This window comes from Pseudomonas sp. GD03903 (genome assembly GCF_029840045.1).
Classification (GTDB): Bacteria; Pseudomonadota; Gammaproteobacteria; order Pseudomonadales; family Pseudomonadaceae; genus Pseudomonas; species Pseudomonas pseudonitroreducens.
In genome coordinates this window covers 14,007-35,496 of sequence record NZ_JAOCBT010000007.1, presented here as the reverse complement: position 1 = coordinate 35,496, position 21,490 = coordinate 14,007, and the positions used below count along the sequence as shown (strand labels likewise).

Genomic DNA, 21,490 nt, shown 5'->3' with positions numbered 1-21,490 from the left:
CATTGTGGCGCCGGTGCAAGTATGTAGGGCGCATAACCCGGAACGGATTATGCGCCGATGCCATAACGGCGCAGCCAGGTTGAAGACATCGGGGCGGGGTCCGCCACCACTGGCCTGCGCCGTTCTTTTCGTAGGAGCGAGCTTGCTCGCGAACAACCCCCACGGCGAGGCGGCTCGCGAGCAAGCTCGCTCCTACAAAGAGCCGATTACCGCTCCGCGCGGAAGCGCAGGTACTCCATTACTTCGTCCTGTGTTCCGCGGAACTCCACGCGTTCGCCCTTGCTCTCGCGCTGGAAGGCATACATCGGATCGTAGTATTCGCCCAGCAGGCCCTCGATCCAGCCACGGTGCAGGTCTACCGCGCCGCTGCGCTTCTGCTCGTCCAGAGCCGCGTCCATGATCGCCGCGAGGCGCTGGTAGCGCTCGCCGCCCAGGCGTTTGACGATACCCGCCAGGCTCTTGCGCAGGTAAGCCGCGAAGGAGTCGAAACCGCCCTCCTCGCCCACCACTTGCACATGGTCGGCGCACAGGTTCACCACGTAGTCCTGGAGGATGCGTTCCACGCGCTGCTCGAAGCTGTCCTCCAGCCACACCAGCGGGTAGTGCTGCATGCCCTGGTACAGCTCCAGCGGCACCGAGCAGCTGCCGACGATGCGCCCCTCATCCTCCAGCACGAACTGCTCCATGCCGGCGTGGCGCTTCTTCAGGATGTCGATGGCCAGGCGGTTCTCGAAATCGATCTGCGCCGGCTGCGGCGTGGCGCGGCGGCCGAAGGCGGAGCCGCGATGGTTGGCGTGGCCTTCCAGGTCCAGGCTGTTGGCCAGTTGCGCGATGACCTCGGTCTTGCCGGTGCCGGTCAGGCCGCCCACCAGCACGAACTGGCATTCCTCGGTGGCGGCGCGAGTGGTGTCGAAGAGGAAACCGCGCATCGCCTTGTAGCCGCCGACCACGCGCGGGTAGTCGATGCCGGCCTCGGTCTTCAGCCACTGCTGGGTGATCTGCGAGCGCAGGCCACCGCGGAAGCAGTACAGGTAGCCCTCGGGGTTGGCCCTGGCGAAGCTCGCCCAGGCTTCGATCCGCTCGGCCTTGATCTGGCCGCAGACCAGTTCGTGGCCCAGGGCGATGGCCGCCTGCTGGCCATGCTGCTTGTAGCTGGTGCCGACCTTCTGCCGCTCGATGTCGTTCATAAGCGGCAGGTTGATCACGTTGGGGAAGGCGCCCTTGCCGAATTCGACCGGGGCGCGCACGTCCATCATCTTCACGTCGCCGAGGAACAGCTCGCGGTAGTGGCGGGTGTTGTCGCGCATCACTCCACCTCGACCGCGTGGCTCTGTCGGCCAACCAGCTCGCCGATGGGCGCCAGGTCCATACCCAGTTCCCTGGCGGTGGTGAGGAACTGCGCCTCGCCCGCGGGCTCGACCGCCACCAGCAGGCCGCCGCTGGTCTGCGGGTCGCACAACAACAGCTTGTGCAGTTCCGGCAACGGCGCGATGCGCTCGCCGTAGCTGTCGAAGTTGCGCAGGGTGCCACCGGGCACGCAGCCGGCCTCCAGGTAGTACTCGACGCTGGCCAGGCGCGGCACGGCGTCGTAGCGCACGCGGGCGGTCAGGCCACTGCCGTCGGCCATTTCCACCAGGTGGCCGAGCAGGCCGAAGCCGGTGACGTCGGTCATCGCCTTCACGCCGTCGAGCTTGCCGAAGCGCGCGCCGGGCTTGTTCAGGGTACACATCCAGTCGCGCGCGACGCCGACGTCCTCGGTGCGCAATTTGGCCTTCTTCTCCGCGGTGGTGAGGATGCCAATGCCCAGCGGCTTGGTCAGGTACAGCTTGCAGCCGGCGGTGGCGGTGTCGTTGCGCTTCATGAAGCGCTTCTCCACCAGCCCGGTGACGGCGAGGCCGAAAATCGGCTCGGGCGCGTCGATGGAGTGCCCGCCCGCCAGCGGAATGCCAGCCTCGTCGCAGACCTTGCGGCCGCCGGCGATCACTTCGCGGGCGATTTCCGGTGCCAGCACGTTCACCGGCCAGCCGAGAATGGCAATCGCCATCAGCGGGTCGCCGCCCATGGCGTAGATATCACTGATGGCGTTGGTGGCGGCGATGCGGCCGAAATCGAAGGGATCGTCGACGATCGGCATGAAGAAGTCGGTGGTGGACACCACCCCGCGCTCGGCGTCGATAGCATAGACGGCGGCGTCATCGCGCGAGGCGTTGCCGACCCACAGCTTCGGGTCGAGGTTCTGCGCGCCGCTGCCGGCGAGGATCACCTCCAGCACCTTGGGGGAAATCTTGCAGCCGCAACCGGCACCATGGCTGTACTGGGTCAGGCGGATCGGTTCGCTCATCGGGAGGCTCCGGCAGGGAAAACAAACGCCGATTCTAGCAAAGCCCGGCTTGGCTCGACCGCCGACCCCGGCGTATCGTCGGGCAGTTCGTAACGCGGAGTTGCCCTATGTCAAAACAGATTGCGCTGGTGCTTGGCTCCGGCGGAGCCCGAGGTTATGCGCATATTGGCGTAATCGAGGAGATCGAACGGCGCGGCTATGAAGTGGTGTGCATCGCCGGCTGCTCCATGGGCGCGGTGATCGGCGGCATCTACGCAGCCGGCAAGTTGGGCGAGTACCGCGACTGGGTGGAAAGCCTGGACTACCTCGACGTGCTGCGCCTGCTCGACGTCAGCTTCCGCCTGGGCGCCATTCGCGGCGAGCGGGTGTTCGGCAAGATTCACGAGCTGCTCGGCGAGATCAACATCGAGGACTTGCCGATTCCCTACACGGCAGTCGCCACCGACCTGACCAACCAGCAGGAAATCTGGTTCCAGGAAGGCTGCCTGCACCAGGCCATGCGCGCCTCGGCGGCGATTCCCAGCCTGTTCACCCCGGTCATGCAGGGCTCGCGCATGCTGGTGGACGGCGGCCTGCTCAACCCACTGCCGATCGTCCCGGTGGTCTCGACCCACGCCGACCTGATCGTCGCGGTCAACCTCAACGCCACCAACCAGCGCCAGTACTCGCTGCCGGTGATCGAGCGCCCCGCCGCCCTGAAAGGCCGCTTCGACGCAGTGCTCTCCGGGCTGTCCAACAAGCTGAGCTTCTTCCGCAAGGGGGAATCCGAGCCGCCACCCGAGCTGATCGCCGACGCCCTGCTGCACCCGGTCCCGGCCGCCTCCGAGGAGCCAGCCGAGCCGGAGATGCAGCAACCCGCCGCCGCCCCCCAGGCCAAGGGCTCGCCACGCTCGGCCACCGGCAGCCACGTGATCGACAGCAGCAGCCCGGCCTCCTTGCTGGAACTGGTGAACCAGAGCTTCGAGGTGATGCAGACGTCGCTGGCGCAGTACAAGATCGCCGGTTACCCGCCGGATATCCTGATCAACGTGCCCAAGCGTGTTTGCCGCTTCTTCGAGTTCTACAAGGCACCGGAACTCATCGCCCTTGGCCGGCAGATCGCCAGCGATACGCTGGATCGGTATGAGGCGGAGAATCCGTATTGACCGGTTGATCCGGTGCCGTGCGGGTTCGCGAGCAAGCTCGCTCCTACAGAAACCCGACTCGCGCCGCTTTGGCTCTGGCTCTGGTTTTTGAAGACTTCCAGAGAAACACCCGCGCACGCCGAACGCCCCGTTCAGGAGGCCTCGTTGAATTGGAGTTTCAGGGGTTGAGCGACATGGATGTCGCGAGAGCCACGATGGGCCAGGGATGGCCCGTCGTGGCGTGCCCCTGAAACTTCGATTCAACGAGGGTATTTTTCGCCTAAGCGAGAAACCGGATGTCCGGGGCAAGACCTTTGCCCACTTTGGGTCGTTTGCCAAAGTGGGTCGCCCGAGGGGGCGAAACAAGAAGTCCGCGCGCACGCCGAAGCGACGCGGGAAACCCCAGTGCGAGGCACACACATCGCGGACGGAGTCCGCTCCTACGCGGGAACGTACGTCGCGCAGTCAGCCCTCGCGCAACCGATACCCCACACCCGCCTCGGTCACAATGAAGCGCGGGCTCGTCGGATCATCGGCGAGCTTCTGCCGCAGATGGCCAACCACTACACGCAGGTAGTGCGTGTCCTCGGTATGCGTCGGCCCCCAGATATCCTTGAGCAACTGCTGCTGGGTCACCACCCGCCCGACGTGCCGGGCGAGGGTCGAAAGCACTGCGTACTCCTTGCGGGTCAGCGAGACTTCCGCGCCGTCGAGCAGCACCCGGCGGTAGGAGAAATCCACGCTCAGCGGCCCGACCGCCACCACCGCTTCCTGCGTCTCGCCAGTGCCGCCCTGACGCAGCAGCACACGGATGCGCGCGAGGAACTCCTGGATGCCGAAGGGCTTGGTCACGTAGTCGTTGGCGCCGCTGTCCAGCGCCAGCACCTTCTCGCTTTCGCTGGCGCGCACCGACAGCACCAACACCGGCACCTGCGACCATTCGCGCAGTTCCCGCAGGACGTCCTGGCCGTCCTTGTCCGGCAGGCCGAGGTCGAGCACCACCAGGTCCGGGCGGCCCAGCGCGGCCTGGGCCAGGCCCTCTTCGCCGGTGCCGGCTTCGAGCACCTTGTAGCCACCAGCGCTGAGGCTGATGCGGAGGAACTTGCGGATCTGCGGTTCGTCGTCGACGACCAGGATGGTGGCGGCGCTGGCGTTCATCGGCAGTCCGGACTGGCTGGGGGCGTCCAGCTTGAGCCTTTCAGAGAGCAGCATCAAGCTGCTCCGGGTCCGGCTGCTGCTGCAGTGGCAGGTGCAGCACGAGGGTGGTGCCGCGCCCATCGATACCATCCTCGACGGTAATGCGCCCGCCGTGGGCGCCGACCATGCCCTGGCAGATCGCCAGGCCCAGCCCGGTACCCTGCCCGCCGCGGTCACCACGCGCAGCGGTGTAGAACATGTCGAAGATCTTCTCGCGCTCGGCTGGCGGAATGCCCGGCCCCTCGTCGCTGACCAAGAAGCGCAACTCCTCGTCGCCCTGCTCCACCACCACCCGCAGGCGGCCTTGCGGCGGGGAGAAGCGCGCGGCGTTTTCCAGCACGTTGACCAGCGCCTGCTCGATCAGCGCTGCATGCACGTAGAGCAGCGGCAGCTCCGGCGGCACGCGGGTTTCCACGCGATACGGCGCGACCACCGCGCGCAGGCGGTTGAGCGCGCTGCCAACGATGTCGCCGGGCGATACCCAGTCCCGCGACAGCTTCAGGCCGCCATGGCCGAGGCGGGTCATGTCCAGCAGGTTCTGGATGTAGCGGTCCAGGCGCTCGGCCTCGTCGCGGGTGCTTTCCAGCAGTTCGCGGCGGTCCGGTGGCGGGATCGCGTCACCGAGGGCCAGCAGGCTGTCGATGGCGCCGCGCATGGAGGTCAACGGCGTGCGCAGGTCATGGCTGACCGAGGCCAGCAACGCACTGCGCAGTTGTTCGGTTTCGCCATGCAGGCGCGCGGCTTCGAGGTCTTCCGCCAGGCGCGCACGGGCCAGTGCCTGCCCCAGTGGCTGGCCGAGCGCGGCGAGCAGGCGGCGGCGCGAACCGGGCAGCGGCTGGCCATCGCGCGGGCTGACGCCCAGCAGAGCCAACGGGCCGTCCTCGCCGGACAGCGGCCACCACCACCAGCGCCCGCCCGGCAGCGTGCCGGTACCCAGGCCGGCGGGCTGGTCGTGTTGCCAGGCCCAGTCGGCGGCGGCGCGCTCCTGATCCTCCAGCGCTTGATTCAGGCCGCCTTCGATTTTCCACTCGCGGTTGACCTGCCCGAGCAGGCAGATATCCAGCCCCTCCCAGCCGCCCAGTTGCTGTGCGGCGGCGGTCATCACCGCCTGGCGGTCGGTGGCGGCGGTGAGCTTGCGCGACAGGTCGAGCATCTGGCTGGTCTCTTCCTGCGTCTCGCGCAGCGCCTGCAACTGCCGGCGCTGACGGGCGGCGAGGTTACCGGTGAGGCCAGCCATGAGCAGGAAGAACAGCAGGGTCAGCACGTCCTCTTCGCGCTGGATGGAGAAGGAGAAATGCGGCGGGATGAACAGGAAGTCATAGGCCAGGAACGACAGCACGGCGCAGGCCAGTGCCGGGCCGAGGCTGCTGCGCACCGCCACCAGCAACACCGCGGCGAGGAACACCAGGGAGATGTTCGGCAGTTCCAGCACGCTGGCCACGCCCCAGGCCAGCGCACTGGCGCAGGCAGCGGCCAGGGCGGCGAGCAGGTAGTTGCCCCAGGGCCAGGGCGTTTGCGGGCGAACCCTGGGCGGCGTGAGGTCGGCCTCGCTGTCGAGCACGCTGATTTCCAGGCCGTCGCCCAAACGCAGCAGGCGCGCCGCGAGCCCGCCGCCGAACAACCGGCGATACCAGCGCTGCCGCGACCGGCCGACCAGCAACAGGGTGGCGCGGCGCTCCTTGGCATGCTCGACCAGGGTGCGTGCGACTTCGCCGCCACGCAGTTCCACCACGTCGCCGCCGAGACGCTCGGCCAGTTGCTGGGCGCCCTGCAATTGCATGCGCGATTCTTCGCTACGTGCTTCGCCGGTGTCGACGTGCACCAGCGACCAGGGCAGGTGCCGGCGCTCGGCCACGCGGCTGGCGTGGCGCACCAGGCGCTCGGCGTGGTGTTCACCGTCCACGCCAACCAGCAGGCGCCCGCGCACCGCCGGCGCTTCCCCGCCCTGCTGCCGGTAGCGGTGGGCAAGGTCGGCGTCGACCCGCGCGGCGGCGGTCTGCATGGCCAGTTCGCGCAGCGCAGTGAGGTTGGTCTGGCTGAAGAAGGCGTCGATGGCGGCGCGCGCCTGCTCGGGCACGTAGACCTTGCCTTCGCGCAGGCGCTCCAGCAGTTCGCGCGGCGGCAGGTCCACCAGCAACAGTTCGTAGGCTTCCTGCAGCACCCAGTCAGGCACGGTTTCGCGCACCTGCACGCCGGTGATGTCACGCACGTGGTCGTTGAGGCTTTCCAGGTGCTGGACGTTGACCGTGGTGTAGACGTCGATACCGGCCGAGAGCAGTTCCTGGATGTCCTGCCAGCGCTTGGCATGGCGGCTGCCAGGAGCGTTGCTGTGGGCCAACTCATCCACCAGCGCCAGCGCGGGCGGGTCGGCGAGCAAGCCGTCGAGGTCCATTTCCTCCAGGGTGATGCCACGGTAGTCGGAGCGCTTGAGCGCCTGCTGCGGCAGGCCGGCGAGCAGTGCCTCGGTCTCCGCGCGACCGTGGGTTTCGACGATACCGACGCGCAGTTTCACGCCCTGGCGCAGTTGACTCTGGGCGGCCAGGAGCATGGCGTAGGTCTTGCCGACGCCCGGCGCGGCGCCGAGGAATACCTTGAGACGGCCACGGCCCATGGCAGGCAGGTCGGCCAGCAGGGCATCGGCGCGGTTGGGGTCGGTCATGTCGCTATCCTCGAAGTGCTTGATGGCGCGCGTTCATGTGTTGCTGGAGAACGGGCGAAACCTCTTTCCCACGGGAAAATACCGTCAGCCAGCACCGCCTCCCTGCATGGCATCGACGGCGCTTCTGCCAGAACAACGCAAGCGCGTGCTGTGTAGGCTGCATAACGCGCCAGCGTTATCCACCACGATCAGAGCCGGCGGATAACCTGCTCCAGGTTATTCGCCCTGCGTTCCAACCCTGGCCGCACCCTGCCATGCAGGCGCTGGAGTCTAGCGAGACAGGCTGGCCAGGGCCATGTTCAGCGCCAGCACGTTGACCACCGCGGGGCCGATCAGCGGGCGCTCGGTGTTGGCCTCCACCAGCTTCTCCAGGCTCGCCGCCGGGACGCCGCGTTCCAGGGCGATGCGCGGCACCTGATACAGCGCGGCGGCCGGCGGCAGTTGCGGGTCGAGGCCGCTGCCGGAAGTGGTGACCAGCGCCAGCGGCACCGGTTGGCTGCCGATCCGCTGGGCGGCGGCGTCCTTGGCGATGCGCTCGGCCAGTGCCGGGTTGCCGGGCGCAAGGTTGCTGGCGCTGCTGGAGACGGTGGCGAAGTCGCCGGCCGAAGGGCGCGAATGGAACCACTGGGCGCCGTCGAATTTCTGTGCGATCAGGGCCGAGCCGCGCACGTTGCCGTTTTCGTCGCGCACCAGGCTGCCGTTGGCCTGCTCGTGGAAGGCGACCTGGGCGATGCCGGTGACGGCCAGCGGGTAGGCCACGCCGGTGATCGCGCTGAGCAGGACCAACGAGGCGATGGCGGGGCGGAGTTGGTTGAGCATGTTGGTGTTCCTCGTGAACGTTCAGTGCGTGCTACATGAGTGGCGTTCGTAGGATGGGTGGAGCGGAGCGATACCCATCGCGGTCCCGCGATCTGTTGGGTATCGCTTCGCTCCACGCCAACCTACAGAGAGCATCAGGCGAGGCCGATGGCGACGAGCAGCATGTCGATCAGCTTGATCCCCACGAACGGCGCGACCAGCCCGCCGACGCCGTAGATCAGCAGGTTGCGCCGCAGCAGCTGCGAGGCGTCGCTGGCCTGCACGCGCACGCCGCGCAGGGCCAGGGGGATCAGGGCGACGATGATCAGCGCGTTGAACACGATGGCCGAGAGGATCGCGCTCTGCGGGCTGGCCAGTTTCATCACGTTGAGTACGCCCAGCTGCGGGTAGATGCCGGCGAACAGCGCGGGGAGGATGGCGAAGTACTTGGCCACGTCGTTGGCTACCGAGAAGGTAGTCAGCGCGCCACGGGTCACCAGCAGTTCCTTGCCCACCTGCACCACGTCCAGCAGCTTGGTCGGGTCGCTGTCCAGGTCTACCAGGTTGGCGGCCTCGCGGGCGGCCTGGGTGCCGTCGTTCATGGCCATGCCGACATCGGCCTGGGCCAGCGCGGGGGCGTCGTTGGCGCCGTCGCCGCACATGGCGACCATGCGGCCTTCGCCCTGCTCCTGGCGGATGCGCGCCAGCTTCTTCTCCGGGGTGGCTTCGGCGATCACGTCGTCCACGCCCGCCTCGGCAGCGATGGCGGCGGCGGTCAGCGGGTTGTCGCCGGTCACCATCACGGTGCGGATACCCATGCGCCGCAGCTCGGCGAAACGCTCGCGGATGCCTGGCTTGACCACGTCCTTCAGGTGGATGGCGCCCAGCAGCTTGCTGTCGGCCACCACCAGCAGCGGCGTGCCACCGCTCTGGGCGATCCGTTCGATTTCCTTGGCCAGGCTTTCCGGCATCTGCGCGCGCTCCAGGCCAACGAAGGCCAGCGCGGCGTCGACGGCGCCCTTGCGGTAGACGTGGCCGTCCATGTCGATGCCCGACAGGCGCGTTTCGGCGCTGAAGGCGATAGGTGTCACGCGGCTACGATCCGGCTCCGGCAGGACAATCTGCGCACGGAGGAACTCGACGATGGACTTGCCCTCGGGCGTGTCATCGGCCAGCGAGGCGAGGAACGCGCCTTCGGCCAGTTCCAGCGGCTGCACGCCGGGTGCGGTGTGCAGCGCGCTGCAGCGGCGGTTGCCGAAGGTGATGGTGCCGGTCTTGTCGAGCATCAACACATGCACGTCCCCGGCTGCCTCCACGGCACGGCCGGACTTGGCGATGACGTTCAGGCGCACCAGGCGGTCCATGCCGGCGATGCCGATGGCCGAGAGCAGGCCGCCGATGGTGGTGGGGATCAGCGTCACCAGCAGCGCCACCAGGAACACCAGCGGCAGGTTGCCGCCGGCGAACAGGGCGAAAGGCTTCAGGGTCACGACCACCAGCAGGAAGATCAGCGTCAGACCGATCAGCAGGATGTCCAGCGCGACTTCGTTGGGGGTCTTCTGCCGCTTGGCGCCTTCCACCAGGGCGATCATGCGGTCGAGGGTGGACTCGCCGGGGTTGGCGGTGATCTTCACCAGCAGCCAGTCGGACACCAGCCGGGTGTTGCCGGTGACGGCCGAGCGGTCGCCGCCGGATTCGCGAATCACCGGCGCGGATTCACCGGTGATGGCGGCCTCGTTGACCGCCGCCACGCCCTCGATCACCTCGCCATCGCCGGGGATCAACTCGCCGGCTTCGACCCGCACCACGTCGCCCTTGCGCAGGCTGCTGGAGGCGACTTTCTCGAACTTTCCGGTCACCGCCATGCGCATCGCCTGCAGGCCCTGGGTGCCGGCCTTGAGGCTGTCCGCACGGGCCTTGCCGCGGCCTTCTGCGAGGGCTTCGGCGAAGTTGGCGAAGAGCACGGTGAACCACAGCCACACAGCGATCTGCACGGCGACGAAAGTGGGCACCGACTCACCGCCGACCACGCAGAGCACGGTGGTCAGCACCGCGGTCAGGGCCACCACCAGCATGACCGGCGAGCGTTGCAGCTGGCGTGGGTCAAGCTTGATGAAGGCCTGCAGCAGCGCTGGCTTCCACAGGGCGGACAGCGCGGTGGTCGGACGTTTCTCGACGGCCTTGTTCAGGGCCAGTTCCTGGGTTTTAGCGTTCATTGCAGGTTCCTCAGAAACCGAGCGTCAGGTGATCGGCCACCGGGCCCAGCACCAGCGTCGGCAGGAAGTTCAGGCCACCCACCAGCAGGATGGTCGCGGTCAGCAGGCTGACGAACAGCAGGCCGTGGGTCGGGAAGCTGTTGGGGCCGACCGGGGTGGCCTTCTTCGCCGCCAGGCTGCCGGCGATCGCCAGCACCGGGAGGATGTAGCCGAAGCGGCCGATCAGCATGGCCAGGGCGATCATCAGGTTGTGGAACGGCGTGTTGGCGCCGAAGCCGGCGAAGGCCGAGCCGTTGTTCGCGGTGCCCGAGGTGTAGGCGTAGAGCAGCTGGCTGAAGCCGTGGGCACCGGGGTTGCTCACCGCCGAGGCCGGGCCGGGCAGGCTGGCGGCGATGGCGCCGAGTACCAGCACGCCCACCGGCATCACCAGCAGGGTCGCCACCAGCAGGCGGACTTCGCGAGCTTCGAGCTTCTTGCCGAGGTATTCCGGGGTGCGACCGACCATCAGCCCGGCGAGGAACACCGCCACCAGGACGAACAGCAGCATGCCGTAGAGCCCCGCGCCGACACCGCCGAAGATCACTTCGCCGACCATCATGTTGAGCATCGCGACCATGCCCGACAGCGGGTTGAGGCTGTCATGCATGGCGTTTACCGAGCCGTTGGAGGCGGCGGTGGTGGTCACCGACCAGAGCACGCTGGCCGTGGTGCCGAAGCGGCTCTCCTTGCCTTCCAGCGGCGCGACCTGCTCCACCGGCAGCGCGCTGAGCGCCGGGTTGGGCTGGTACTCGGCCCACAGTGAGGCGCCCAGGCCGAGGGCGAACAGCAGCAGCATGCAACCGAGGATGGCGCGGCTCTGGCGCAGGTCCTTCACGTAGTGGCCGAAGGTGAACACCAGCGCAGCCGGGATCAGGATGATCGAGACGACCTCGAACAGGTTGCTCCAGATGGTCGGGTTCTCGAACGGGTGCGCCGAGTTCACGCCGAAGAAGCCGCCACCGTTGGTGCCCAGTTGCTTGATGGCGATCTGGCTGGCCGCCGGGCCCAGCGGAATGGACTGGTCGTCACCCTGCACGGTCAGTGCATGGGCATAGTCGAGGAAGGTCTGCGGCACGCCCTGCCAGACCAGCAGCAGCGCCAGCAGCAGGCACAGCGGGATCAGCCCGTAGAGGGTGGCGCGGGTCAGGTCGACCCAGAAGTTGCCGAGGTTGTTCGTCGATTTGCGCGAGATGCCGCGGGCCAGCGCCACCAGCACGGCCAGGCCGACGGCGGCGCTGACGAAGTTCTGCACGGTCAGGCCGAGCATCTGGCTCAGGTAGCTCAGCGAGGCTTCGCCGCTGTAGGCCTGCCAGTTGGTATTGGTGACGAAGCTCACCGCCGTGTTGAACGCCAGCGTCCACTCCAGGCCCGGCAGATGCTGCGGGTTGAGCGGCAGGCCGCCCTGCAGCAGGAGGATGGCGAACAGCAGCACCAGCCCGGCCAGGTTGAAGGCCAGCAGCGCCAGGGTGTAGCTCTTCCAGTCCTGCTCGTCCTCGGGGTGGATGCCGCAGGCGCGGTAGATGGCCCGCTCCACCGGCAGGAACAGCGGACTGAGGAAGGTCCGCTGGCCCTCCATCACCTTGTAGTAGAAGCGCCCGAGGAACGGCGCCGGCACCAGCACCAGCGCCAGGAAGGCAACGATCAGCAACACGTCATGACTGTTCATGGCATCCCCTAGGAGCGGTCGGCGCGCAGCAGCGCCACCAGCAGGTAGATGAACAGTCCCGTGGCCAGGACCAGGGATACACCGTCGAGCACGCTCATGATTGCTTTCTCCTCACGCGGGCGATTCCATCGCTTGATGCGGCTGTTGCCGCTTGACGGAAATTTTCCGCAAGGAGCGCGTAAAGGAGCGATTCCCAGGCTCGCCGGGCAGCGTAAAGAAGGCGTAAAAAACCGCCTGGAATCGTCGCCCGGCGGGCATGTATCGAAACCGATACAGAGCGGACACGCTGACGACACCCGTCGGCCGCAGCCTCGCCGACCATGGCCCGCGCACGTGATGACGGGTTAGCATGCATCCGTCGCATGCCCTGGCGGCCCCTGGCCACCCTGCCCCACGATTCCCGCGACAGGTTTCCTCATGTACCCGAGCACTTCCGACGACCCACGCCGCTGGACCACCCGCGCCCTGCTGGTGGATGACGACGAGCCGATCCGCGAGCTGCTCTGCGGTTATCTCGCGCGTTTCAACATCGAGGCCCACGGCGTCGCCGACGGCGTCGAGATGCGCCGTGCGCTGGAGAACGACAGCTACGACGTGGTGGTCCTCGACCTGATGCTGCCCGGCGAAGACGGCCTGTCGCTGTGCCGCTACCTGCGCGCCGAGTCGGATATCCCGATCCTCATGCTCACCGCGCGCTGCGAGCCGGCGGACCGCATCATCGGCCTGGAACTGGGCGCCGACGACTACATGGCCAAGCCCTTCGAGCCGCGCGAGCTGGTGGCGCGTATCCAGACCATCCTGCGCCGTGCGCGCGGCACCAGCGCCCCCAGCGAAGAAGGCGCACGCGGCGAACCGCGCGCCCAGGTGCGCTTCGACCAGTGGCGCCTGGACAGCGTGCTGCGCCAGCTGCATGCGCCGGATGGCCTGGTGGTGCCGCTGTCCAACGCCGAATTCCGCCTGCTCTGGGTATTCCTCGAACGCCCGCGGCGGGTGCTCAATCGCGAACTGCTGCTGGACGCCGCCCGCGGCCGCACCATCGAGGCCTTCGACCGCAGCATCGACCTGCTCGTCTCGCGCCTGCGGCAGAAGCTCGGCGACGATCCGCGCTCGCCCCGGCTGATCAAGACGGTGCGCGGCGAAGGCTATCTGTTCGATGTCCGCGACATCGCCTGAGTCCGCGCCCGAGCGCGCGAAGGAAAAACCGCTGGAGCGCGCCGACAGCCTGTTCGCCCGGCTGTTCGGCGTATTCCTGCTGGCCATCGTGGTCGCGCACCTGCTGGCATTCACCTGGTTCCATCACTACGGGCCGCGCCACGAGCCGCCACCACCGCCGCCAGCGGAACAGGGATTGCAACGCGGCCCGCCACCGGACGGTTTCCCGGCAGGCCCCGAGGGCTTCCGCCCGCCGCCACCGCCGCCGCCGCGCCTGCCGTTCTGGAGTGTGCCGTTCGCCTTCCAGTTGCTCACGCTGATCCTCGCCGCCTACGTCGGTGCGCGCCTGCTGGCCCGTCCGGTGCAACACATGGGCGACGCCGCACTGCGCCTCTCCGAAGACCTCGACAGTCCGCCCCTGCCGGAAACCGGCCCGCGGGAAGCACGCCAGGCCGCCCATGCCTTCAACCGCATGCGCGAACGCATCCGCGAGCAGGTCCAGCAGCGCAGCCGCATGCTGGTGGCGGTCTCCCATGACCTGCGCACACCGCTGTCGCGCCTGCGCCTGCGCGTCGAGGAAATCGACAACCCGCAACTGCGTACCCGCATCGGCCAGGACCTGGCCGAAATGATCGGTATGCTCGACTCCACCCTGCACTACCTGCAGCAGGAGCGCGCCACCGAGCCGCAACAGTGGTTCGACGTCAAGGCACTGGCCGACTCCCTGGCCGAAGACGCCTGCGAACGCGGTGCCGACGTCGGCGTGGAAGGCTATTGCGCGCCGCTCAAGGTGCAACCCATGGCGTTGCGCTCCTGCCTGAACAACCTGCTGGACAACGCCTTGCGCTATGCCGGCGATGTCAGCATCGAGCTGCGCGACGGCAGCCGCGACGTGGAAATCCGCGTGCGCGACCACGGTCCGGGCATTCCCGCGGAACTGCGCGAGCAGGTGTTCGAGCCGTTCTTCCGCCTGGAAGGTTCGCGCAACCGCAACTCCGGTGGTGTCGGCCTCGGCCTGGCCATTGCCCGCGATGCCGCGCGGCGCCAGGGCGGCGACCTGGCCTTCGAGGAAACCCCGGGCGGCGGCGCCACCGCCGTGCTCCGGCTCCCGCGCAACTGATACCTGCCGCGCGGCTGATGTAGAAGCCTGCATACAAAGCACACATACCCGCGACACAGACGCCACCGAGGCTGCGAAAACCGGAGAACCCTCCGGGCAACCATGGAGACAGTCCTATGATCAGCGGCGTCAGCAGCTATTCGAGCTATTACACCGGCTCGACGCTCGCCAAGACCCAGACCGCCGCCAGCAGCACGACCGGCACCCGGACCGGCAGCTGCGGTGGCGCCCAGGGCGCGGCGAAATTCCAGGAAGACCTGTTCAAGTCCATCGACAGCGATGGTGACGGCAGCATCAGCAAGGACGAGCTGACCAGCGCGCTGTCGTCCTCCGATGACAGCGACAGCAGCATCAATGTCGACGACCTGCTCGCCCAGCTGGACAGCGACGGGAGCGGCGGCATCTCCCAGGACGAACTGTCGGCCGCCATGCCGCCGCCCCCGCACGGCGGCATGGGTGGCCCCGGTGGCCTGGGCGGCGCCGGTGGTTCCAGCGAGGACCTGATCAGTTCGCTGGACAGCAACGGTGACGGCGTCATCAGCGCCGACGAACTGGCGGCCGCCGGCAAGGGCGACGACAGCGACCAGCTCAGCCAGCTGTTCAGCCAGCTCGACACCGATGGCAGCGGAGGCATCAGCAGCGACGAGCTGAACAGTGCCTTCCAGGCCCGCGGCGACGGCCCGCCGCCGGCCCCACCCTCCGGTAGCCAATCAGGCGGCCAGTCCAGCACAGACGCCAACACCAGCGCTGCCTACCAGAAGCTGGTGGCCAACCTGCTCAAGCAGTACCAGAGCAGCGATGCCACCACGCTCCAGGCCACCAGCGGCAGCCTGCTGAACATAGCCGCCTGAGCCGCGCGCGTTGCCTTGCCGCCGGAGCGCCCCCCGCTCCGGCGGTTTCACTCATTGACCAGATTGCCAACACCGCGTACCTGCCCTAGTCTTGGCTTCCGAAAATTCATCCGATGATTGGATGTTTCAATGCCAAGCCCTCTCCAGAAACGTTCGCTGGTGGATATCGCCCTCGAACAGATCCGCCTGCGTATTGACGATGGCACCTGGCCGCTCGGCCAGCGCCTGCCGCCAGAACCCGAACTCGCCGAGATCCTCGGCATGAGCCGCAACACGGTGCGCGAAGCCGTACGCGTGCTGACCTTCTCCGGCGTGCTGGAGGTGCGCCAGGGCGACGGCACCTACGTGCGCGCCTGTGCCGACCCGCTGGACACCATGCTGGTACTGGCCCGCAGTTCGGTGGAGCAGGCGCTGGAAGCGCGCGGCATCATCGAAGTGGAAGCCAGCCGGCTGGCTGCCGAGCGTCGCACCGAGGCGGACCTCGTCGCCCTGCGCGAGGCGCTGGAAGCCTCTGCCGTGCATCACGGCGGCTCGCTGGACGACTACATTGCCCATGACCTGGCCTTCCACCAGCGCGTGGTGGACAGTGCCCACAACCCGGTGCTCAGCGAGTTGTACCGCTACTTCTCGCAGGTCATCCGCGCCGGCCTGGAGCGCACCATCGGTGACCCGAGCCGGCCGCAGCCGAGCTTCGAGCTGCACCGCGAGCTGGTCGACGCCATCGCCCGGGGCGACGCCGAAGCCGCCGCGACAGCGAATCGCGCGCTGCTGATCTGACGCTTGTTTCTTCCTGCCAATTCTGACTGCCTTGCTGCCCTGGAATGCCCACCATGTCCCAGCCCAATGACTCGAAAGACGCCGAACACAAGGTGTCCTGCCCGCCCGAAGAACTGCTGATCGACGCCGAAGACGACAGCGCGCCAAATATTGCACCGCCCCCGCAACGCACCTGGCTGTTGCTGCTGGGCCTGGTGCTGGTGGCGATCAACCTGCGCCCGGCGCTTTCCAGCCTGTCGCCGCTGCTCAACACCGTGCGCGACGACACCGGCCTTTCCGCCGCTGCCGCGGGCCTGCTGACCACCCTGCCAGTGCTCTGCCTGGGCCTGTTCGCCCCGCTGGCGCCGATGCTCGCGCGACGCCTGGGCGCCGAGCGCACGGTGCTGCTGATCCTCTTCACCCTGGCCGGCGGCATCGTCCTGCGCAGCCTGTTCCCGGTCGCCGGGCTGTTCCTCGGCAGCCTGGTGGCTGGCGCCAGCATCGGCATCATCGGCGTGCTGCTGCCGGGCATCGTCAAGCGCGACTTCCCGCACATCGCCGGGACCATGACCGGCGTCTACACCATGGCCCTGTGCCTGGGCGCCGCTACCGCGGCCGGTTCCACCGTGCCGCTGGCGGGGCTGATGGACAACAGCTGGCAACTGGCGCTGGCGTTCTGGGCGTTACCCGCCGTGGTCGCGGCGGCGATCTGGCTGCCGCAAACCCGCCAGAACCACCACGCCCACCGCGCGGTGTACAAGGTGAAGGGGCTGTGGCGCGATCCGCTGGCCTGGCAGGTGACGCTGTACATGGGCCTGCAGTCGTCGCTGGCCTATATCGTTTTCGGCTGGGTGCCGTCGATCCTCATCGACCGAGGCCTGAGCGCGGTGGAAGCCGGGCTGGTGCTCTCCGGTTCGGTGATGGTGCAGCTGTTCAGCGCACTGGCGGCACCGTGGCTGGCGACCCGCGGCAAGGACCAGCGCCTCGCCGTGGTGATCGTCATGAGCCTGACCCTGGCCGGCCTGCTCGGCCTGCTGCTCGCCCCGCTCTCGGGTATCTGGGGCTGGGCCGTGGTGCTCGGCCTCGGCCAGGGCGGCACCTTCAGCATCGCCCTGGCGCTGATCGTGCTGCGTTCGCCGGACTCGCATGTCGCCTCCAACCTCTCCGGCATGGCCCAGGGCGTCGGCTACACCCTGGCAGCCTGCGGGCCGTTCCTAGTCGGCGTGGTGCACGACGCCACCGGCGGCTGGGCAGCGACCGGGGTTATCTTCGTGGTGGTGACAGTCGCCGCCATCGTGTTCGGCCTGGGCGCCGGGCGGGATCGGTTGGTGCAGGTGAAGAGCGAGCACGTCTGACTCAGCCCCTCCCGTAGGGCGCATAACGCCTCAGGCGTTATCCGCCATTGCGGCTGACACTCTGCTCCGGGCTACTCGCCCTACATTGCTGACCTGCAAGACCGTGAGGCGCAAACCTCGCTCGGGATTGCGCCTCACCTGTAGGAGCGAGCTTGCTCGCGAACCCACCCAGCACCTGAGCCGCCGGGCAACCCGTTCGCGAGCAAGCTCGCTCCTGCAATGTGCAACGGCTAACGTGCCGCGGTCATCCTCACCACAGGGCCGCAGGGCGCATTCTGCATGCTTCAAACCACCGGCGGCGGCGGTGGTCGGTGCGAGCTATCGACCCAGGCGCTGATCAGGTTGTAGACCACCGCCAGCAGCACCGGCCCGAGGAACAGGCCGATGAAACCGAAGCTGAGCAGCCCGCCGAGCACACCCAGCAGCACCACCACCAGCGGCAGGTTGCCGCCACGGCTGATCAGGTAGGGCTTGAGGATGTTGTCCACACCGCTGATCACGAAGAAGCCCCAGATCGCCATGAACACCGCGTAGCCGTAGCTCTCCTGGTAGAACAGCCAGAGCACCGCCGGCCCCCAGATCAGCGGCGGCACCATCAGCAGGCTGCAGACAAAGGTCAGCAGCCCCAGCACCAGCGGGCCCGGCACACCGGCGATGAGGAAGCCGACGGTCGCCAGCACGCCTTGCGCGGCGGCGGTGCCGATCACCCCGTTGACCACCCGCTGCACGGTGCCGGCGATGATGTCCATGTATTGCTGCGCGGTGTCGCCGATCAGACGCTGCAACATGCCGTGGGCGAAGGCCTGCAGGCGCAGGCCGTCGCGGTAGAAGAAGAAGATCAGTACCAGGCTGAGCACCAGTTCGAAGATGCCGGCGCCCAGCTTGGCGCTGCGCGCCAGCATCCAGTTGCCCACTTCGCCCATGTACGGCTTGAGTGCGGAGAACATCGCCACGCCCTGCTGGTCGGCCTGGTACCACCAGCCGATCAGGCGATCGCCGATCAGCGGCACCCGCGCCATCCACTCCGGCGGCGGCGGCAGGCCGGACACCTGCAGGTTCTTCACCAGCTCGACGCCTTCGCGCACCCGGTCCACCAGCCCGAAGCCGAGCCACACCAGCGGCAATGCCACCAGCACGATCCAGCACACGGTGAGCAAGCCGGCCGCGGCTGCCTGGCGACCGCCGAGCAACTGGGTGAGCAGGCGCATCAGCGGCCAGCTGGCGAAGGCCAGCACGGCCGCCCAGACCAGGGCCGACCAGAAGGGCAGCAACACCCAGATGCTGGCCGCGAGCAGGCCAAGCAACAGCAGGCGCAGCAGCAGGCGATCATTGTCGAACATCGGAACTCCGCAACAGGCTCGTGAAGCGCCCAGTGTAGAGCGCTTCGGCCTTATCAGCGTAGGTGAATCAGCGCAGCCAGGTCAGGTGCAGGCCGTCGCTGTCATCCTTGCCCTGCTCCAGGCGCGCATCGCGCACTCCCTGGGCGGTCAGTGCCGAGCGCCAATCTCCGGCATGCTTGCCGGCCAGCTCCACACGCACGCCGGTGTCCAGGCGCAAGGTGCGTACCAGCAGGTCGAGCCAGGCGCCACCCGGCTCCTGCGGGACGTGGCTGAGGGTCAGCTCGCCGTTGGCCTTGAGCAGGCGCATCAGCGTCGCCGGGCTGGGCAACAGCTCGCCCAGCGGCGTGCCGCTGTCCAGTTGCTCGGCATGCAGGTAGGCGCGGCGGTTGCCACGGGTGATGGTGTAGACCGCCAGCAGGCTGTCCTCGTGGGGCGCGGCCAGGCGCACCAGCAGATAGGCCTGCTGGTCGTCCGGGCCGAACAGCTTGGAATTGCCGAACACCGAATTGGCCAGCAGGTTGCTGGAGCCGCAATCGCGGCTCTCGCACCAGAACAGCGGCGTGGCGTCGGCCTTGAGCAGGTCCTTGCGCGCGGCGGCGAAGGCGCTCTGGCTGGAGTCCTCGTCGGGCAGGCGGTAGGTCACGGCGGTCAGGTCGCCGATGGCGCGCACCTCGCCTTCCATGCGCAGGCGCCCGCTGATACGGCTGATCGAGCCTTGCGGGTAGATGCGTTCCTGGCTGCCGGCCTGGTTGAAGTCGACGATCTCCGCACGCGGGAAGCGCGGGAGGATGTCCAGGTCGTTGCTATCGGGCAGATCGGCGGCGCCCGCAGCGGCGCTTGCACCGAGCAGGCCGGTGAACATCAGGGAGTGAAGGAGCCGTGAAATCCGGGCCTTCTGCGCGTCCGCCGAAAGGTTTTTGCCGTCTTGGCGCGCGTTGGTCTGGACGTCGAGCATGCACAATCTCCCTGAAACGATCCGTGCAGACTCGCGGCAGGCCCCGCTTTAGTCAAGCTGCCCGCCGCTACAGGGTGTTGCTCAGTCCGCCAGCAGGAAGGGCCGGAAGATCGCCGCGACGGCTTCGGCACCGGCCTCGTCATCCAGGTGCAGGTGATGCTGGCCCGGCAGTTCATGGACCTCGAAGGGCCTGTCCTTGAGCAGTTCGCGGGTGGCTGGCTCGACCATCATCAGCCCCTGCTGCGCCAGTACCAGGCTGGTCGGGCACTGCACCGACCGGACGAATTGTCGCGCGTGGGCGCGGGTCAGGCGCAGCGGCGACGGCAGGGTCAGGCGCGTATCGGTGCGCCAGGTGTAGCCGCCAGGCACCGGCACCAGCCCTCGGGACGCCAGCAGCTCGGCCGCTTCGCGGCTCACCGCGCCGACACCTTTCATGCGCGCTTCCACCGCACGGTCGATGACCTCGTAGACCGGCTTGCGCTTGTTCGGCAAGGCCAGTTGCGCACGCAGGGCTTCGCCGAGCTTCTGCGGCGAGGTGTCCGGCTCGCCGGTGTAGGGCACCAGGCCGTCGATCAGCGCCAGGCGCTCGATGCGCTCGGGCATGGCGCCGGCCAGCAGCACCGAGACGATGGCGCCCATGGAGTGTCCGAGCAGGGAGAAGCGCTCCCAGCCCATCTGGTCGGCCACCATCAGCACGTCCAGCGCGTAGTCCCACAGCAGGTAGCTGGCCCCCGGCGCGCGGTGGCCGGAGTGGCCGTGGCCGGCGAAATCCAGGGCGAGGATGCGCACCCCCTCGAGCTTGGGCGCCAGACGGGCGAAGCTCATGGCATTGTCCAGCCAGCCGTGCAGGGCGATTACCGGGCGCCCGTCTTCCGGGCCGAACAGGTGTGCGGCCAGTTCGATGTGCGGCAGGTTCAGGCGGATTTCCTGGACTTTGGCGGTCATGGCGATTCCTTAGGCGTTGGCGCGCTGTTGCCAGCGGGCGAAGACGGTCTTGAGCAGCGCAGCGGTATCCTGCGGGCGTTCCAGCGGGAACATGTGCCCGCCGGGCAGCGACAGGCTTTCGCCCATGGGGATGCGGCCGATCATCCGCGCGTGGTGCGGCAGCACTACGCGGCTGTGGCGGCCGCGCACCATGGTCAACGGCACGGCGAGTTGCTTCGCGCGGCCCGGGCTGGTGTGCGGCACGTTGCGGTAGATGGAGATTTCCGTGGCCGGATCGAACTTCAGCCGCAGCCCCTGCGCCGACGATGGCGCCAACCCATGACGCACGTAGGCTTCCAGGCAGTCGCGGTCGAAGCGCTTGAACAACGGCTTGCCGGCGAAGTACTCCAGCGCCTCGGCAAAGTCGTCGAAGTCCTCGCGGCGGCCCAGGGTGCGGCCGGCGGGTGTCAGTCGGTCGATAAAGCCGAAGCGCTTGGCAACGCGGATCACCAACTGGTCGGCCAGCGTCAGCAGTGGCGAATCGAGCATCACCACACCGCGATACAGTTCGGGTTTGCGCAGCGCCGCGTGGTAATGCAGCACGCCGCCGAGGGAGTGGCCGACGCCCCACACCGGCTCGTCCAGCGACTCAAGGTGATGCAGCAACTCTTCCACCAGGTTTTCCCAGTTGGCGTTCACCGGGAAGCGCGGGTCATGGCCATGCATGTCCAGCCGGTGGACCCGGTAATCCGGTTCCAGGGCATCGAACAACTTGCCGTAGGTACCCGAAGGGAAACCATTGGCGTGGGCGAAGAAAACCGCTTGCGACATGCTGGGTGAACTCAGGGAGATGACAGCCTGGATTTTCCGACAGCACCGGGGGCGCGGCAATGACCCGCACTCCCGCGAATGACGGCACTACGGCCAAAGTCCATGGCGCTCCGGCGGATCTGCCCTGATCCGCTCTCGTACCAGGCCTGGTTGGCGGATAACCGCG

The 21,490-nt window shown here is 67.8% G+C and carries 18 protein-coding genes; 6 read left to right on the top strand and 12 right to left on the bottom strand.

Going from position 1 to position 21,490, the window contains the following annotated elements; translation table 11 throughout:
• Positions 1 to 206 precede the first annotated feature (206 nt).
• A complete protein-coding gene (mnmH, locus tag N5C91_RS12940; protein ID WP_279830052.1) occupies positions 207 to 1,307 on the bottom strand; it encodes a tRNA 2-selenouridine(34) synthase MnmH in 1,101 nt (366 codons plus the stop codon).
• A complete protein-coding gene (selD, locus tag N5C91_RS12935; protein ID WP_279830051.1) occupies positions 1,307 to 2,341 on the bottom strand; it encodes a selenide, water dikinase SelD in 1,035 nt (344 codons plus the stop codon). The genes mnmH and selD overlap by 1 nt, the downstream gene beginning before the upstream one ends.
• A gap of 107 nt (positions 2,342 to 2,448) precedes the next feature.
• On the opposite strand from selD, the gene N5C91_RS12930 reads away from it, so the two are divergent.
• Positions 2,449 to 3,486 (top strand): patatin-like phospholipase family protein, encoded by a 1,038-nt coding sequence (locus tag N5C91_RS12930; RefSeq protein WP_279830050.1) that lies wholly within the window; start codon positions 2,449 to 2,451, stop codon positions 3,484 to 3,486.
• A 444-nt stretch (positions 3,487 to 3,930) separates the two neighbouring features.
• Here N5C91_RS12930 and N5C91_RS12925 read toward each other — a convergent pair whose 3' ends face one another.
• The 6 genes from N5C91_RS12925 to kdpF all read right to left on the bottom strand — a co-directional run bounded on the left by N5C91_RS12925 (position 3,931) and on the right by kdpF (position 12,138).
• A complete protein-coding gene (locus N5C91_RS12925; protein ID WP_279830189.1) occupies positions 3,931 to 4,623 on the bottom strand; it encodes a response regulator in 693 nt (230 codons plus the stop codon).
• A gap of 40 nt (positions 4,624 to 4,663) precedes the next feature.
• Positions 4,664 to 7,321 (bottom strand): sensor histidine kinase KdpD, encoded by a 2,658-nt coding sequence (locus tag N5C91_RS12920; RefSeq protein WP_279830049.1) that lies wholly within the window; start codon positions 7,319 to 7,321, stop codon positions 4,664 to 4,666.
• 270 nt (positions 7,322 to 7,591) lie between these two features.
• Positions 7,592 to 8,140, bottom strand: a complete 549-nt coding sequence (kdpC, locus tag N5C91_RS12915; RefSeq protein ID WP_279830048.1) for a potassium-transporting ATPase subunit KdpC — start codon at positions 8,138 to 8,140, stop codon at positions 7,592 to 7,594.
• Positions 8,141 to 8,274: 134 nt separating this feature from the next.
• Positions 8,275 to 10,335, bottom strand: a complete 2,061-nt coding sequence (gene kdpB, locus N5C91_RS12910) for a potassium-transporting ATPase subunit KdpB (RefSeq protein ID WP_279830047.1) — start codon at positions 10,333 to 10,335, stop codon at positions 8,275 to 8,277.
• A gap of 10 nt (positions 10,336 to 10,345) precedes the next feature.
• Positions 10,346 to 12,040, bottom strand: a complete 1,695-nt coding sequence (gene kdpA / locus N5C91_RS12905; RefSeq protein ID WP_279830046.1) for a potassium-transporting ATPase subunit KdpA — start codon at positions 12,038 to 12,040, stop codon at positions 10,346 to 10,348.
• Between the two features lie 8 nt (positions 12,041 to 12,048).
• The gene (gene kdpF, locus N5C91_RS12900; RefSeq protein ID WP_009618573.1) at positions 12,049 to 12,138 is read right to left on the bottom strand and encodes a K(+)-transporting ATPase subunit F; all 90 of its coding nucleotides are present in this window, start codon (positions 12,136 to 12,138) and stop codon (positions 12,049 to 12,051) included.
• A 319-nt stretch (positions 12,139 to 12,457) separates the two neighbouring features.
• Here kdpF and N5C91_RS12895 point away from each other — a divergent pair, with 319 nt between their 5' ends.
• From N5C91_RS12895 to N5C91_RS12875, 5 genes are all read left to right on the top strand, one after another.
• Positions 12,458 to 13,213 carry a response regulator gene (locus N5C91_RS12895; RefSeq protein ID WP_236174566.1) on the top strand — a complete coding sequence of 252 codons (756 nt, stop codon included), beginning with the start codon at positions 12,458 to 12,460 and terminating at the stop codon, positions 13,211 to 13,213.
• Positions 13,194 to 14,312: a HAMP domain-containing sensor histidine kinase gene (locus N5C91_RS12890; protein ID WP_279830045.1), complete on the top strand. Its 1,119-nt coding sequence runs from the start codon at positions 13,194 to 13,196 to the stop codon at positions 14,310 to 14,312. The genes N5C91_RS12895 and N5C91_RS12890 overlap by 20 nt, the downstream gene beginning before the upstream one ends.
• 116 nt (positions 14,313 to 14,428) lie before the next feature.
• Positions 14,429 to 15,163 (top strand): XopAW family type III secretion system calcium-binding effector, encoded by a 735-nt coding sequence (gene xopAW / locus N5C91_RS12885; protein ID WP_279830044.1) that lies wholly within the window; start codon positions 14,429 to 14,431, stop codon positions 15,161 to 15,163.
• 129 nt (positions 15,164 to 15,292) lie between these two features.
• Positions 15,293 to 15,940 carry a FadR/GntR family transcriptional regulator gene (locus N5C91_RS12880; protein ID WP_279830043.1) on the top strand — a complete coding sequence of 216 codons (648 nt, stop codon included), beginning with the start codon at positions 15,293 to 15,295 and terminating at the stop codon, positions 15,938 to 15,940.
• Between the two features lie 53 nt (positions 15,941 to 15,993).
• A complete protein-coding gene (locus N5C91_RS12875; protein ID WP_279830042.1) occupies positions 15,994 to 17,274 on the top strand; it encodes a CynX/NimT family MFS transporter in 1,281 nt (426 codons plus the stop codon).
• Between the two features lie 284 nt (positions 17,275 to 17,558).
• Here the strand turns inward: N5C91_RS12875 and N5C91_RS12870 are convergent, their stop codons facing one another.
• The 4 genes from N5C91_RS12870 to N5C91_RS12855 all read right to left on the bottom strand — a co-directional run bounded on the left by N5C91_RS12870 (position 17,559) and on the right by N5C91_RS12855 (position 21,324).
• A complete protein-coding gene (locus N5C91_RS12870) occupies positions 17,559 to 18,614 on the bottom strand; it encodes an AI-2E family transporter (RefSeq protein ID WP_236174571.1) in 1,056 nt (351 codons plus the stop codon).
• Between the two features lie 67 nt (positions 18,615 to 18,681).
• A complete protein-coding gene (locus N5C91_RS12865; protein ID WP_279830188.1) occupies positions 18,682 to 19,476 on the bottom strand; it encodes a DUF4892 domain-containing protein in 795 nt (264 codons plus the stop codon).
• Between the two features lie 174 nt (positions 19,477 to 19,650).
• On the bottom strand, positions 19,651 to 20,514 hold the full coding sequence (locus N5C91_RS12860) for an alpha/beta hydrolase (protein ID WP_279830041.1): 864 nt from the start codon (positions 20,512 to 20,514) through the stop codon (positions 19,651 to 19,653).
• 9 nt (positions 20,515 to 20,523) lie between these two features.
• Positions 20,524 to 21,324: an alpha/beta hydrolase gene (locus N5C91_RS12855; protein ID WP_279830040.1), complete on the bottom strand. Its 801-nt coding sequence runs from the start codon at positions 21,322 to 21,324 to the stop codon at positions 20,524 to 20,526.
• Positions 21,325 to 21,490: the final 166 nt, after the last annotated feature.

Bases quoted from the DNA above. Each gene is read 5' to 3' on its own strand.
- mnmH (WP_279830052.1), bottom strand. From the start codon at position 1,307: ATGCGCGACAACACCCGCCACTACCGCGAGCTGTTCCTCGGCGACGTG.
- selD (WP_279830051.1), bottom strand. From the start codon at position 2,341: ATGAGCGAACCGATCCGCCTGACCCAGTACAGCCATGGTGCCGGTTGC.
- N5C91_RS12930 (WP_279830050.1), top strand. From the start codon at position 2,449: ATGTCAAAACAGATTGCGCTGGTGCTTGGCTCCGGCGGAGCCCGAGGT.
- N5C91_RS12925 (WP_279830189.1), bottom strand. From the start codon at position 4,623: ATGAACGCCAGCGCCGCCACCATCCTGGTCGTCGACGACGAACCGCAG.
- N5C91_RS12920 (WP_279830049.1), bottom strand. From the start codon at position 7,321: ATGACCGACCCCAACCGCGCCGATGCCCTGCTGGCCGACCTGCCTGCC.
- kdpC (WP_279830048.1), bottom strand. From the start codon at position 8,140: ATGCTCAACCAACTCCGCCCCGCCATCGCCTCGTTGGTCCTGCTCAGC.
- kdpB (WP_279830047.1), bottom strand. From the start codon at position 10,335: ATGAACGCTAAAACCCAGGAACTGGCCCTGAACAAGGCCGTCGAGAAA.
- kdpA (WP_279830046.1), bottom strand. From the start codon at position 12,040: ATGAACAGTCATGACGTGTTGCTGATCGTTGCCTTCCTGGCGCTGGTG.
- kdpF (WP_009618573.1), bottom strand. From the start codon at position 12,138: ATGAGCGTGCTCGACGGTGTATCCCTGGTCCTGGCCACGGGACTGTTC.
- N5C91_RS12895 (WP_236174566.1), top strand. From the start codon at position 12,458: ATGTACCCGAGCACTTCCGACGACCCACGCCGCTGGACCACCCGCGCC.
- N5C91_RS12890 (WP_279830045.1), top strand. From the start codon at position 13,194: ATGTCCGCGACATCGCCTGAGTCCGCGCCCGAGCGCGCGAAGGAAAAA.
- xopAW (WP_279830044.1), top strand. From the start codon at position 14,429: ATGATCAGCGGCGTCAGCAGCTATTCGAGCTATTACACCGGCTCGACG.
- N5C91_RS12880 (WP_279830043.1), top strand. From the start codon at position 15,293: ATGCCAAGCCCTCTCCAGAAACGTTCGCTGGTGGATATCGCCCTCGAA.
- N5C91_RS12875 (WP_279830042.1), top strand. From the start codon at position 15,994: ATGTCCCAGCCCAATGACTCGAAAGACGCCGAACACAAGGTGTCCTGC.
- N5C91_RS12870 (WP_236174571.1), bottom strand. From the start codon at position 18,614: ATGTTCGACAATGATCGCCTGCTGCTGCGCCTGCTGTTGCTTGGCCTG.
- N5C91_RS12865 (WP_279830188.1), bottom strand. From the start codon at position 19,476: ATGTTCACCGGCCTGCTCGGTGCAAGCGCCGCTGCGGGCGCCGCCGAT.
- N5C91_RS12860 (WP_279830041.1), bottom strand. From the start codon at position 20,514: ATGACCGCCAAAGTCCAGGAAATCCGCCTGAACCTGCCGCACATCGAA.
- N5C91_RS12855 (WP_279830040.1), bottom strand. From the start codon at position 21,324: ATGTCGCAAGCGGTTTTCTTCGCCCACGCCAATGGTTTCCCTTCGGGT.